Source organism: Streptomyces sp. NPDC056580 (assembly GCF_042793175.1).
GTDB lineage: Bacteria > Actinomycetota > Actinomycetes > Streptomycetales > Streptomycetaceae > Streptomyces.
Genome location: NZ_JBHTVE010000004.1, coordinates 312,533 through 325,350 on the forward strand (window position 1 = coordinate 312,533; position 12,818 = coordinate 325,350).

Below are 12,818 nucleotides of genomic sequence, written 5' to 3' on the forward strand. Positions count from 1 at the left end.
GGTCACCCCCGGGGCGCGAGAGGGCGGCGCGGAGCCTGGAGTGAAGTTGCGTCACGTTGTCACCTGTCCGATGTCGTGCATGTGCGATCGCGCCGGCCGCCGACGACGTCGGCGAGCGGCGCGACCGCACATCCTGCCGTATCCGGCGGCGGGGCCGGCACCGGGACGGCGCGGATCAGACGATGCCCTCGGCGAGTTCGGCCTGATCGCGGTCGTCGCCGTAGGCGGCGGTGGTGGGCGTGCCGTACGAACGGCGGGCCACGTACCACCAGACGCTGGCCAGCAGCAGCACGACCACCAGCGCCACGGCCGCGTAGTTCATCGTGTCGGCGGTGACCGGCGAGGACTGCGGCAGGCAGAACAGGACCGTCACACAGGCCACCCAGATCACCGCGATCCAGCCGATTGGCCTGCTCCACCGGCCCAGGCTCCACGGCCCCGGCCGGAACCGGTCGCCGGCCCGCAGCCGCAGCAGGACGGGGATGGCGTACGCGGGCGTGATGCCGATGACGTTGATGGCGGTGACCGCGCCGTACGCCGTCGCCGAGTACAGGGACGGCAGCGCGAGCACACAGGCGACGATCACCGACAGCCACACCGCGGCGACCGGCGTCTGGGTGCGGCTGCTGACCTTGCGCCACAGGTGCGAGCCCGGCAGGGCGCCGTCCCGGCTGAACGCGAACACCATGCGGCTGGCCGCGGCCACCTCGGCGTTGCCGCAGAACAACTGGGCGACGATCACGACGAGGAGCAGCGCGCTCGCCCCGTCGGCGCCGAGGCCGTCGAGCAGGATCTGCGCGGGCGGCACCCCGGTGTCCGTGGCGCGCGTGGCGTCGTAGTCCTGGATGGCGAAGGTCAGCCCGGCCAGCAGGACGAAGCCCGCGATCCACGACACCCAGATGGCCCGCACGATGCCCTTGGCGGCGGACACCGAGGCGTTGGAGGTCTCCTCGGACAGGTGCGCCGAGGCGTCGTAGCCGGAGAAGGTGTACTGGGCGAGCAGCAGGCCGATCGCCGCCACGTACAACGGGCTCGACCACCCGGTGTCGTTCACGAACTCGGTGAACACGAAGGACGGCGACTGGTGGTGGTCGGGGACGATCGCCAGCGCGCCGACGATCAGCGCGACACCGGCCAGGTGCCACCACACGCTGACCGAGTTGAGCAGGCTGACCAGGCGGACGCCGAACAGGTTCAGCACGGCGTGCAGCAGCAGGATGCCGCAGAAGATCAGCATCGTCCTGCCGGGGGTCGGCTCGAAGCCCCACTGGAGGTTGGCGAACGCGCCGGCGAACAGCGCGGCCCCGTAGTCGATGCCGGCGATCGCGCCGAGCAGCCCGAGCAGGTTCAGCCAGCCCGTGTACCAGCCCCAGCGGCGGCCGCCGAGCCGGTCCGCCATGTAGTACAGGGCGCCGGAGGTCGGATAGGCGCTGGTGACCTCGGCGAGCGCCAGGCCGACGCAGAGCACGAACAGGCCGACGCCCGCCCAGCCCCACAGCATCACGGCCGGACCGCCGGTGCCGAGGCCGAAGCCGTACAGGGTCATGCAGCCGGACAGGATCGAGATCACCGAGAAGCTGATCGCGAAGTTGCCGAAGCCGCCCATGCGGCGGGCCAGCACGGGACGGTAGCCGAGCTCGCGCAGCCGCTGCTCCTCGTCGTGCTGCGGCCGGGCGGGGGAGGGCGACGGATCGGGGGCGGGGGACATGCGGGAAACCTCCGGGAAAGGGGGGGCCAACGAGGGGGAGCGTCAGGAGCGGGTGCCGGGGTCCTCCCCGGCCGCGCGGCAGCGGTCCCTGGCCCGCAGGAACACATCCACCGCGGGGCCGCGGTCCGGGGAGCGGTACATCCAGGGCGGCGGTGTGAAGTACGGGCCGATCGCCTCGAACACCCGGCCCGCCTCGGCGAACAGCTGCGCGCCCCACAGCGCGTGCGCCAGGTGGTTGAGGTCCAGCAGCGAGCGCTCGGCGCGGGGCGCGTGCCAGAACCAGGAGCGGTAGGCCCGCACAGCCTCACGGGCGGCGTCCTCCGCCACCCAGTGCAGGTCGAGTGCCATGTCGTGGCCGCCGGCCCGCCGGTAGCGCTCGACCCGGACGTACAGCGGCAGCACGTGCAGCGCGGAGCCGGACGGCGCCGAGGCGGCGGCCCACTGGGCGTAGCCGGCGGCCTCGGCCAGCCGGTCGGAGGCGGCGGTGGCGTACAGGAACTGCAGCATGCGGTGGTGCGCCTCGCGGTTGTGCGGGTCGCGCTTGCCGGCCTCGGCCAGCAGCCCCCAGGGGCCCGGCGGCAGCAGGGGTTCCGGCGGCGGCGTCCGGTGCTCCGGCCAGCGCTGCTCCGGGTCGAGCTGGGCCAGCGCCAGCAGGCACACCCAGGGCACCGGGTCCTGCGGGGCGACCTGGGTGGCGGACTGCGCGGCGTCCCACGCCTCGATCCACAACTCGTGTGCCTTCAGGTGCCGTTCGCGCTGCGCACGCAGGGCGCGCTCCACGCCGACCCGGGCGTGCATCACCGCGGCCGGCACACTGTGCGGCTCCTCCGAGAGCCAGGCCCGCACCACGTCGGTGCCGGCCGCCGCGGCCGCGAGGATCTGGGTGCGCTGGGTCCACTGCAACCAACTCGTGGTGTCCGCGAGCAGCGTGCGCATCGCCATCCAGCGGCCGGTGCGCAGATCCTGCAGGGCGCCGCGCAGGGCGCCGTCGTGACCTGCGGGATCGTAGGAGGGGCGGGCGCCCTCTCTGGCCATCAGCCACCCGCCCCGGTCCGCGAGCGGACGGGAAGGGTGACGCGGTGCGCTAGCAACAGCCCTCCTCGGGGCGGTGGTCGAGGGGCACGTACGGGGTCGGCGGTCACTATAGGGGTGTCCTCCACGGCGTGCCATCGCCGCCAACTCAACCTCCACAAAACGCTGTTGATCAACGCACGGCCCGGCTTGACGCCGGACGCCGCCCGGCGGCAGGCTGTTCGCGCCGATCTTCGAAAGGCCGGACGGACGCGCGGGAGGATGCGATGACGGGGCCGGTGCTCGCCGTCGACCAGGGCACGTCCGGCACCAAGGCACTGGTGGTCTGCCCCGAACGCGGCGTCGTCGGGACCGGGTTCGCCGCGGTACGGCCCCGGCACCTGCCCGGTGGACTGGTCGAGGTGGACCCCGAGGCGCTGTACGCCTCCGTGCTCGAGGCCGGCCGGGCCGCACTGGCCGAGGCGGGCGAGGGCGTGGTGGCGATGGGCCTGGCCAACCAGGGCGAGACCGTGCTCGCCTGGGACCCCGCGACCGGCCGCCCGCTCACCGACGCCCTCGTCTGGCAGGACCGGCGCGCCGAGACCGTGTGCGCCCGGCTGGCCGGCCGGGCCGAGGAGCTGCGGCAGCTCACCGGCCTGCCCCTCGACCCGTACTTCGCGGCGCCCAAGATGGCCTGGATCCGCCGCCACCTCACCCGCGAGGGCGTCGTCACCACCTCCGACGCCTGGCTGGTGCACCGGCTCACCGGCGCCTTCGTCACCGACGCCGCCACCGCGGGCCGCACCCAGCTCCTGGACCTGGACGGCGCCCACTGGTCGGCGCGGGCGCTGGAGACGTACGGACTGCTCGGCGAACGGCTCCCGGAAATCGCCGACAACGCCCAGACCGTGGGCACGACACGGGCGTTCGGGCCGGAGATTCCCCTCACCGGCCTGATCGTCGACCAGCAGGCCGCCCTGCTCGCCCAGCGCGTCACCGGCCCCGGCGGCGCCAAGTGCACCTACGGCACCGGCGCGTTCCTGCTCGCCCACACCGGCGGCGCCCCACGGCGCGGCGACTCCGGCCTGGTGAGCTGTGTCGCCTGGCGGCTCGCCGGCGACACCGGCTACTGCCTCGACGGACAGGTGTACACGGCCGCCTCCGCCGTGCGCTGGCTCACCGACCTCGGCGTCATCTCCTCGGCCGCCGACCTCGACCCGGTCGGCGGCGCCGTCCCCGACAGCGGCGGCGTCACCTTCGTGCCCGCCCTCGCCGGGCTCGCCGCCCCGTGGTGGCGCGGCGACCTGCGCGGCTCCCTGACCGGGCTCGGCCTCGACACCGGGCCCGGGCACCTGGTGCGCGCCCTGTGCGAGGGCCTCGCCGCGCAGGTGACCGAGCTGGCCCGGGCGGCCGCCACCGACCTCGGCGCCCCACTGGAAACGCTGCGCGTCGACGGCGGCCTGACCCGCTCCGCCCTGCTCATGCAGACCCAGGCCGACCTGCTGCAACGCCCCGTCGAGGTGTCCGCCCTCCCCGACGCCACCGCGCTCGGCGCCGCCGCCCTGGCCCGGCTCGGCGCGGACCCCGCGCTGAGCGTGTCCGAAGCCCTCCCCGACTGGAAGCCCGCCGCCGTGTACGAGCCCCGCATCCCGGCCGACCTGGCCGCCGAACGCCTGGCCGGCTTCCGCACCGCGGTCGCCGCGCTGCTCGGCTCATGACGGTCACCGCCGGGGGGCCGTTGCCCGCACACCTCTACGACGTCGCGATCGTGGGCGCCGGGGTCGTCGGCTGCGCCGTCGCCCGCGAACTCGCCCGCCACCCCGGTCTGCGCGTCGCACTCGTCGAGGCCCAGGACGACGTCGGCCAGGGCACCTCCAAGGCCAACACCGCCATCCTGCACACCGGTTTCGACGCCACCCCGGGCACCCTGGAGGCCACGCTGGTGCGCGAGGGCTCCCGGCGCCTGGCCGCCTACGCCGCCGAGTCCGGCATCCCCCTGGAACGCACCGGCGCACTGCTCGTCGCCTGGGACGAGGAGCAACTCGCCACCCTGCCCCGGCTGGCCGAGAAGGCCGGGCGCAACGGCTGCCCGGACACCTGGGTCCTGGACGCCGGCGAACTCTACGCCCGCGAACCGCACCTCGGCCCCGGCGCGCTCGGCGCCCTGCACGTGCCCGGCGAGAGCGTCATCTGCCCCTGGACGACCACCCTGGCCTACGCCACCCAGGCGGTCCGTGCGGGCGTCCACCTGCACCTGAACACCCGGGTGTCCCGCTCCGACCGGCGCGACGGCACCCATCTGCTGACCACCTCCCGGGGCACGCTGCGCGCCCGGTACCTGGTCAACGCGGCCGGACTGCACGCCGACACGCTCGACCGGACGCTCGGCCACGACGACTTCACGGTCACCCCGCGCCGCGGCCAGCTCATCGTCCACGACCGGTTCGCCCGCCCCCTGGTCCGGCACATCCTCCTGCCCGTCCCGACCGCTGCCGGCAAGGGCGTCCTGATCGCGCCGACCGTGCACGGCAACGTCCTGCTCGGCCCCACCGCCGAGGACCTGGACGACAGACGGGCCACCCAGTCCACCGCCGAGGGCCTCGCCCTGCTGCGGGAGAAGGGCCGCCGCATCCTGCCCGCGCTGCTCGACGAGGAGGTCACCGCCGTCTACGCGGGGCTGCGTGCCGCGACCGGGCACGACGACTACCGGATCGCCGCCCACCCCGGACAGGCGTACGTCACGGTCGGCGGCATCCGCTCCACCGGCCTGACCGCGTCGATGGCGATCGCCGCCCACGTCGTGGAACTGCTGACCGGCACCGGGCTCGACCCCGGTCCGCGGCGCGAACCGGAACCGGTGCGGATGCCCGGCATCGGCGAGGACTCCCCCCGTCCCTGCCTGCGACCCGAACTCGTCGCCGCCGACCCGGAGTACGGCGTGCTGGTCTGCCACTGCGAACGGGTCTCGCGCGGCGAGATCCGCGACGCCCTGGCCGGCCCGATCCCGCCGCGCACCCTGGAAGGCCTGCGCCGCCGCACCCGCGCCCGGGCGGGCCGCTGCCAGGGGTTCCACTGCGGCGCGGCGGTACGGCAGCTGTTCGAGGAGGCACGCCCATGACCGTGAACGCGCCGGTGCGCCACGTCGACGTCCTCGTCGTCGGCGCCGGCCCCGCCGGCCTCGCCGCCGCGGCACGCCTGGCCGCGGCCGGCGCCGGCCGGGTGGAGGTGCTGGAGCGGGAGGCGCGGCCCGGGGGAGTGCCCCGGTACTGCGGGCACGGCGGCTTCGGCACCTGGACGCGTCCGCTCACCGGCCCCGGCTACGCCCGGCTCCTCACCGGGGCCGCGGTGCGCGCGGGCGCCGTGGTGCGCACCGGGGTGACGGTTCTGGAGTGGACGGACGCCGGGTCCGCGAGCCGGACGACGCCGGGCACCGCGGGCGCTGCGGGAGCCGGCGCCACGGCGACGGCGCTCCCGGACGGCGGGGCACGGCCCCCGGAGGCGACGCGGGCCGGCGCGACGGCCGCCGGGGACGCGGCAGCGGTGGACGCGGCCGGCGGCCCCGAGGCACGGCGTGTCCCTCCGGCGGGCGGGACCTTCGGGCCGGGCGGCGACGCCCCCTCGGCGGCCGTGACTGTGTCCGGGGCCGGGCCCACGCCCGGGAGGCCCGCCGGTGCCGTACCCGGCGCCGTGACGGACGGCGACCGGCCGGGACCGGTCCTCACGCTCGTCGGGCCCGGCGGGCCGGAGCGGGTCACGGCCCGCGCCGTCGTGCTCGCCACCGGCGCCCGGGAACGCCCCCGCGCGGCCCGGCTGGTCCCCGGCACCCGTCCGGCCGGTGTCTACACCACCGGCGAACTCCAGCAGGCGGTACACCTGTTCGGCCAGCCGATCGGCACCCGCGCGGTGGTGGCCGGCGCCGAGCCGGTCTCGTACGCCGCGGCCGGCACGCTGCGCGCGGCCGGGGTCACGGTCGCCGCCCTGGTCACCGAGGAGGACCACGCCCAGGTGCCGCAGGCCCGTGCCCAGTCGGCGCGCCTGGTCCACCGCATCCCGCTCCTCACCGGCACCGCGGTCGCCGAACTCCTCGGCCACGGCCGCCTGTCCGGGGTCCGCCTGCGCCGCCGCGACGGCCGCACGGCAATCCTGCCCTGCGACACGATCGTCTTCACCGGCGACTTCGTGGCCGACAACGAACTCGCCCGCACCGCCGGCGTCCGGATGGGCGCGAGCCCCTACACCTCGCACCCCGGCGTCTTCGCCGCAGGCGGTCTGCTGCACCCCGGGCAGCGCGCCCAAGCGGCGTCCCGGGACGGGGCGGCGGCGGCCGGAGCGGTGCTGCACTGGCTGGCGGGCGCGCCCTGGCCCGGCGCCTGATCGCACCGGCCGGTCCCGTGAGCCGCGGTCCCGCGGTCCTCAGAGTCCCGTGAAGGTCCCGTGCCGTCCCGCGCCCCCGGCGAACCGCGCCGCGCCCTCCAGGCCCTCCGCGAGCACGGCGACGCCGTGACGGAGTTCACCGCGCATCGCCGTCTCCTCGTCCTGTCCCTCCTGGTCCAGCACCGAGGCCCGGTCGCCGCGCAGGCAGGCCTGCGGGAAGCGGGCGACGGCCGCCGCGAGTTCCTCGGCCTCGGCGCGGGCGCGGCCGGCCGGCACCACACGGTTGGCGAGGCCGATGTCGTAGGCCTCGCGCGCCGGGACCGGACGGCCGGTCAGGATCATGTCCATGGCCCTGCCGGCACCGATCAGCCGGGGCAGGCGCACCGTGCCGCCGTCGATCAGCGGAACGCCCCAGCGGCGGCAGAACACCCCGAACACGGCGTCCTCCTCGGCGACCCGGAGATCGCACCACAGGGCCAGTTCGAGGCCGCCCGCGACGGCGTGCCCCGCGACGGCCGCGATCACCGGCTTCGACAGCCGCATCCGGGTCGGCCCCATCGGCCCGTCGCCGTCCTCCGCGACCCGGTTGCCGCGCTCCGTGCCGACCGCCTTCAGGTCGGCGCCCGCGCAGAACGTGCCGCCCTCGCCCCACAGCACCGCCACCCGCGCGGTGTCGTCCGCCTCGAAGGCCCGGAAGGCGGCGGCGAGTTCGGCGGCCGTCGGGCCGTCGACCGCGTTGCGGGCCTCGGGCCGGGACAGCACGACCGTGGTGACATGCTCCCTGCGCTCCACGCGGACCGGCATGGGACCCCTCTCGATGTGGTGAGGCCTGGCAGGGTACTCCCGGCGCGCAGGCGCCGCCGACCTCCGGGAAGCCCCGCCGTGGACCGCCGGCGCGGACTCCCGCGTCGGCCGCGTCAGGGACGCCCGCGAGCCGGCGGCGCCGTGCGGAGCGCCGTTCAGATGACCTTCAGCCGCACCAGCGCCCCCAGCGTCAGCGCCCCCGGCAGCAGCGGCAGCCACACGGTGATGACCCGGTAGGCCAGCACCACCGCCGTGGCCACCGCGGCCGGGCCGCCAGCCGCGACCAGCGCCACGACCAGGGCCGCCTCCACCGATCCGAGGCCGCCCGGCGCCGGCACCAGCGCGACCGCGACCGTCGCCGCGAGGTAGGCGAGCGCGATGTGCGCGGGCGGCACCGGCAGGTCCAGCGCCCGGCCCACCGCGGCCAGACCGGCCGCCTGGCAGGCCGGGAAGGCCAGCGAGCCGCCCCACAGGGCCAGCGCCCGGGCCGGACGCGTGTGCACCGACCGCGCCTCGGCCAGCGCGTCCCGCAGGAGGGCGAACACGGCCGTGCGCAGCCGCCGCACCAGGGTCAGCGCGGCCGCCGCCAGCAGCACCAGCGCGCCCGCGCCGGCCAGCAGCGCCGGCGCGCCACCGTCGGGCAGCGGCGTGCCGGGCCGCAGCGCGTCCGGGAAGGCGACCAGCAACGCGGCCAGCAGACCGAGCCGGCCCGCGCTCTCCGCCAGCAGATAGAGGGCGAGCGCGGCCGAGGACCGGGCCGCCGGCACCCCGCACACACTCATGAAGCGCAGGTTCACCGCGCTCGCCCCGAGCCCGGTGGGCAGCAGGTGGTTGGCCGCGCCCGCCGCGAACTGGGTGGCCAGCAGCCGTCCCTTCGGCAGCGGCTGCACCACCGCGCCCTGCCGGGTGAACGCGGCCGCCACCCAGGTCAGGCAGGTCGCGCCGGCCGCCGCCAGCAGCCACGGCCAGGAGGCGGTGCGCAACTGGCCGAAGCCCTCGGCGACCACCGAGCGGTGCCGCACCGCGGCCACGGCGAGCAGCACGAGCGGCACGGCGCACAGCACCTGCCGGACCGGGAGACGCCGGGGGAGGCGGCCCCGGGGGACGTCGGGGAATCGGAGTGCTGTCACACCGGGAGAGGTTCTCCGCGCCACGCCAACGGCGGATGGCGCGGGCGCGGACGGCGGCTTACGGACGGGCAGCGGATGAGCGGAAGGAGCCATGGGGCCCTCCGGACGCGGGGGAGACCGGCGGAATCCAGGAGGCGCGGACATTGACCTCAACGACGCTTGAGGTCCTACGTTCTCTCCATGAGCATGGAGACCACCGCCTGGACGCAGCTGCACAGCGTCATGAACGCGCAGGCCGACCGCCGCCCCCTGGCCCGCGCCACGCTGCGCCGCATCGCCGCCTTCGCCCGCCCGCACCGCGCGGGCATCGTCCGCTTCGTCCTGCTCGGGGTGGTGACGGCACTGCTGGCCGTGGCCACCCCGGTGCTGGCCGGCCACGTCGTCGACGCGATCGTGGCGGGCCACGACTCCCGTACCGTCGTACGGCTGTCCCTGCTCATCGCGCTGGTCGCGCTCGCGGAGGCGGGACTGGGCATCCTCGGCCGGCGCCTGTCGGCGTCGCTCGGGGAGGGGCTCATCCTCGACCTGCGCACGGCCGTGTTCGATCATGTGCAGCGCATGCCCGTCGCGTTCTTCACACGTACCCGTACGGGAGCGCTGGTCAGCCGTCTCAACAACGACGTGATCGGCGCCCAGCGCGCGTTCGCCAACACCCTCTCGGGCGTGGTGACCAACCTCGTCACGCTGCTGCTCACGCTCGCGGTGATGCTCACCCTGTCCTGGCAGATCACCCTGCTCGCGCTGGTGCTGCTGCCGGTGTTCGTGCTGCCCGCACGCCGCATGGGCAGCCGCATGGCCCGCATGCAGCGGGAGGCCGCGGCCCTCAACGCGGCCATGGGCACCCGGATGACCGAACGCTTCTCCGCGCCCGGCGCCACCCTGGTGAAGCTGTTCGGCCGTCCGGAGGAGGAGTCGGCGGAGTTCGCGGCCCGCGCCCGGCGGGTGCGCGACATCGGGGTGCGCACGGCCACCGCCCAGTCGGTGTTCATCACCTCCCTCACCCTGGTCTCCGCCCTCGCCCTGGCCCTCGTCTACGGCCTCGGCGGCTGGTTCGCGCTGCACGGCACCCTGGAGGCCGGCGCGGTCGTCTCCCTGGCCCTGCTGCTCACCCGCCTGTACGCCCCGCTCACCGCGCTCGCCGGGGCCCGCGTCGAGGTGATGTCCGCCCTGGTCAGCTTCGAGCGCGTCTTCGAGGTGCTCGACCTCAAGCCGCTCATCCAGGAGAAGCCCGGCGCCGTCGAGGTCCCGTCCGGGCCGGTCGCCGTGGAGTTCGACGACGTCCGGTTCGCCTACCCGTCCGCCGACCAGGTCTCCCTCGCCTCCCTCGAGGAGGTCGCCGCCCTGGACACCCGAGGCGGCACCGAGGTCCTGCACGGCGTCTCCTTCCGCGCCGAGCCCGGACAGACCGTCGCCCTGGTCGGCTCCTCCGGCGCCGGCAAGTCGACCATCGCGCAGCTCCTGCCGCGCCTTTACGACGTGGGCTCCGGGGCCGTGCGGATCGGCGGGGCCGACGTGCGGGACCTGACCGCCGCCTCGCTGCGGGCCACCCTCGGGATGGTCACCCAGGACGGCCACCTCTTCCACGACACCGTCCGCGCCAACCTGCTGCTGGCCGGCCCGGACGCCACGGACGAGGAGCTGTGGGACGCGCTCGGCCGTGCCCGCCTCGCCGACGTGGTGCGCGCCCTGCCGGACGGTCTCGACACGGTCGTCGGCGAGCGCGGCTACCGGCTCTCCGGCGGCGAACGCCAGCGCATGACCATCGCCCGGCTGCTGCTGGCCCGCCAGCGGGTGGTCATCCTCGACGAGGCCACCGCCCACCTGGACAACACCTCGGAGGCGGCGGTGCAGGAGGCCCTCACCGAGGCGCTGGAGGGGCGCACCGCCGTGGTGATCGCCCACCGGCTGTCCACCGTGCGGGCCGCCGACCAGATCCTGGTGGTGGAGTCCGGCCGGATCGTCGAACGCGGCACGCACGAGGAACTGCTCGCGGCGGACGGGCGGTACGCCGAGCTGCACCGCACCCAGTTCGCCCGCCGCGACGGCGAGCCGCACCGCACCCGGTCCGTCCGCCGCGACGGCGAGGTGCCCGCGGTCTGACGGCCGCGCGTCCCCGCGGCGAGCCCTACCGGCAGGCCGCGGGGCGCCGGGTCGCGCACCGGGTCCGTCCAGATCCGTGACCGCTGTCCAACCCCTTGACGCCTGTGGTCCGGACCTTTAACTTCACGCCTTAAACAAAGACGCCGTGCGCTCCGGACCCGCGGCCCCCGCCGGGGTCCCGGTCCCGCGTCCGGCCACCCCCCACGTGAAAGGGCCGGATCCCACATGGCCAGACCGCTCAGCGCGGCCGTACCGCTCGCCGCCCTGTCCCTCGCCACCGGGCTGCTCACCGCCGCCCCCGCCCAGGCCGCCACCGGCACCGTCACCGGCCTCGCCGGCAAGTGCCTCGACGTCGCCGGGGCCGCCTCCGCCGACGGCACGCCCGTGCAGCTCTACGACTGCAACGGCACCGCCGCCCAGCAGTGGACGGCCGGCGCCGACGGCACCCTCCGCGCCCTCGGCAAGTGCCTGGACGTGACCGGGAACTCGACCGCCGACGGCGCCAAGGCGCAACTGTGGTCCTGTACCGGCGGCGCGAACCAGAAGTGGACCGTCACCGCCGCCCACGACATCGTCAACCCGCAGGCCGACAAGTGCCTGGACGTCACCGGCAACAACTCCGCGAACGGCACCCGCGTGCAGATCTGGAGCTGCGGCGGCGGCGCCAACCAGAAGTGGAACGCCCCCGCGGCGGGCGGCACCACCCCGTCCGCGCCGATGGCCGTCGCCCCCTACCTGTACAACGGCTGGGGCAGCCCGCCCAGCCCCACCACCATCACCCAGGCCACCGGCGTGAAGTGGTTCACCCTCGCCTTCGTGCTCAGCAACGGCTACTGCAACCCCCAGTGGGACGGCAGCCGCCCGCTGACCGGGGGCGTCGACCAGCAGACGGTGAGCACCGTGCGGGCGAACGGCGGTGACGTCATCCCGTCCTTCGGCGGCTACAGCGGCAACAAGCTGGAGAGTTCCTGCTCCAGCGCGGGCGAACTCGCCGCCGCCTACCAGAAGGTCGTCAACGCCTACGGCCTGAAGGCGATCGACGTCGACATCGAGGCCGACGCCTACAGCAACCCCACCGTGCAGCAGCGGACCGTGGACGCGCTGAAGACCGTCAAGGCCGCCAACCCCGGCCTGAAGGTGTACGTCACCATCGGCACCGGGCAGAGCGGCCCCGACACCAGCCTCATCAACCGGGCCGCCTCCTCCGGACTGACCGTCGACGCCTGGGCCATCATGCCGTTCGACTTCGGCGGCGCCGGACAGAACATGGGCAACCTCACCACGCAGGCCGCCGAGGGCCTGAAGAACGCGCTGAAGAACGCCTACCACTACAGCGACGACCAGGCCTACCGGGACATGGGCATCTCGTCCATGAACGGCGTCACCGACGACAACGAGACCGTCACGGTGAACGACTTCCGGACCATCCTGGCCTACGCGCAGGCACACCACCTGGCCCGGCTCACCTTCTGGTCCGCCAACCGCGACCGCCCGTGCACCGGCGGCCCGGCCGACAGCTGCTCCGGCGTCTCCCAGTCCGCCTGGGACTACACCCGCGTCCTCGCCGGCTACACCGGCTGACCCCGCCCGTGCCCCGACCCCCGCCGCCGCGGCCCCACCGGCCGGCCGGCCCGGCGGCGGGGGCCGCGCGGGTCCCTGGAGTGGCCGGTAAGTGTGAGGCGTCGCAGCCT

General features: G+C 75.5%; 9 protein-coding genes. 5 read left to right on the forward strand and 4 right to left on the reverse strand.

Annotation, left to right across the window (positions count from 1 at the left end; translation table 11 throughout):
* Nucleotides 1-175: 175 nt before the first annotated feature.
* Nucleotides 176-1,708 carry an amino acid permease gene (locus ACFQ9Z_RS10320; RefSeq protein WP_383013880.1) on the reverse strand — a complete coding sequence of 511 codons (1,533 nt, stop codon included), beginning with the start codon at nt 1,706-1,708 and terminating at the stop codon, nt 176-178.
* Between the two features lie 42 nt (nt 1,709-1,750).
* Complete coding sequence (locus ACFQ9Z_RS10325; protein ID WP_383013883.1) at nt 1,751-2,743, reverse strand: hypothetical protein; 993 nt, start codon at nt 2,741-2,743, stop codon at nt 1,751-1,753.
* A 263-nt stretch (nt 2,744-3,006) separates the two neighbouring features.
* Here ACFQ9Z_RS10325 and ACFQ9Z_RS10330 point away from each other — a divergent pair, with 263 nt between their 5' ends.
* Genes ACFQ9Z_RS10330 through ACFQ9Z_RS10340 form a run of 3 tightly spaced genes read left to right on the forward strand, consistent with a single transcriptional unit; the run spans nt 3,007 to nt 7,093 of the window.
* The gene (locus tag ACFQ9Z_RS10330; RefSeq protein ID WP_383013886.1) at nt 3,007-4,437 is read left to right on the forward strand and encodes an FGGY family carbohydrate kinase; all 1,431 of its coding nucleotides are present in this window, start codon (nt 3,007-3,009) and stop codon (nt 4,435-4,437) included.
* Complete coding sequence (locus ACFQ9Z_RS10335) at nt 4,434-5,837, forward strand: FAD-dependent oxidoreductase (RefSeq protein ID WP_383013889.1); 1,404 nt, start codon at nt 4,434-4,436, stop codon at nt 5,835-5,837. Before ACFQ9Z_RS10330 ends, ACFQ9Z_RS10335 begins: the two co-directional genes overlap by 4 nt.
* Nucleotides 5,834-7,093: an FAD-dependent oxidoreductase gene (locus ACFQ9Z_RS10340; RefSeq protein ID WP_383013892.1), complete on the forward strand. Its 1,260-nt coding sequence runs from the start codon at nt 5,834-5,836 to the stop codon at nt 7,091-7,093. The genes ACFQ9Z_RS10335 and ACFQ9Z_RS10340 overlap by 4 nt, the downstream gene beginning before the upstream one ends.
* 39 nt (nt 7,094-7,132) lie before the next feature.
* On the opposite strand, the gene ACFQ9Z_RS10345 is transcribed toward ACFQ9Z_RS10340, so the two are convergent.
* The gene (locus ACFQ9Z_RS10345) at nt 7,133-7,897 is read right to left on the reverse strand and encodes a crotonase/enoyl-CoA hydratase family protein (RefSeq protein ID WP_383013895.1); all 765 of its coding nucleotides are present in this window, start codon (nt 7,895-7,897) and stop codon (nt 7,133-7,135) included.
* Between the two features lie 155 nt (nt 7,898-8,052).
* Entirely contained in the window at nt 8,053-9,120 is a 1,068-nt protein-coding gene (locus tag ACFQ9Z_RS10350; protein WP_383013898.1) for a YbhN family protein, read from the reverse strand.
* Nucleotides 9,121-9,213: 93 nt separating this feature from the next.
* Between ACFQ9Z_RS10350 and ACFQ9Z_RS10355 the strand changes: the two genes are divergently transcribed.
* Together ACFQ9Z_RS10355 and ACFQ9Z_RS10360 are read left to right on the forward strand one after the other, a co-directional pair.
* Nucleotides 9,214-11,127 (forward strand): ABC transporter ATP-binding protein, encoded by a 1,914-nt coding sequence (locus tag ACFQ9Z_RS10355; protein ID WP_383014469.1) that lies wholly within the window; start codon nt 9,214-9,216, stop codon nt 11,125-11,127.
* Between the two features lie 225 nt (nt 11,128-11,352).
* The gene (locus tag ACFQ9Z_RS10360; protein ID WP_383013900.1) at nt 11,353-12,708 is read left to right on the forward strand and encodes a lectin; all 1,356 of its coding nucleotides are present in this window, start codon (nt 11,353-11,355) and stop codon (nt 12,706-12,708) included.
* The last annotated feature ends 110 nt before the right edge of the window (nt 12,709-12,818 follow it).

Excerpts from the sequence above, each read along its gene's own strand:
- ACFQ9Z_RS10320 (WP_383013880.1), bottom strand. The coding sequence starts at position 1,708 with ATGTCCCCCGCCCCCGATCCGTCGCCCTCCCCCGCCCGGCCGCAGCAC.
- ACFQ9Z_RS10325 (WP_383013883.1), bottom strand. The coding sequence starts at position 2,743 with ATGGCCAGAGAGGGCGCCCGCCCCTCCTACGATCCCGCAGGTCACGAC.
- ACFQ9Z_RS10330 (WP_383013886.1), top strand. The coding sequence starts at position 3,007 with ATGACGGGGCCGGTGCTCGCCGTCGACCAGGGCACGTCCGGCACCAAG.
- ACFQ9Z_RS10335 (WP_383013889.1), top strand. The coding sequence starts at position 4,434 with ATGACGGTCACCGCCGGGGGGCCGTTGCCCGCACACCTCTACGACGTC.
- ACFQ9Z_RS10340 (WP_383013892.1), top strand. The coding sequence starts at position 5,834 with ATGACCGTGAACGCGCCGGTGCGCCACGTCGACGTCCTCGTCGTCGGC.
- ACFQ9Z_RS10345 (WP_383013895.1), bottom strand. The coding sequence starts at position 7,897 with ATGCCGGTCCGCGTGGAGCGCAGGGAGCATGTCACCACGGTCGTGCTG.
- ACFQ9Z_RS10350 (WP_383013898.1), bottom strand. The coding sequence starts at position 9,120 with ATGGCTCCTTCCGCTCATCCGCTGCCCGTCCGTAAGCCGCCGTCCGCG.
- ACFQ9Z_RS10355 (WP_383014469.1), top strand. The coding sequence starts at position 9,214 with ATGGAGACCACCGCCTGGACGCAGCTGCACAGCGTCATGAACGCGCAG.
- ACFQ9Z_RS10360 (WP_383013900.1), top strand. The coding sequence starts at position 11,353 with ATGGCCAGACCGCTCAGCGCGGCCGTACCGCTCGCCGCCCTGTCCCTC.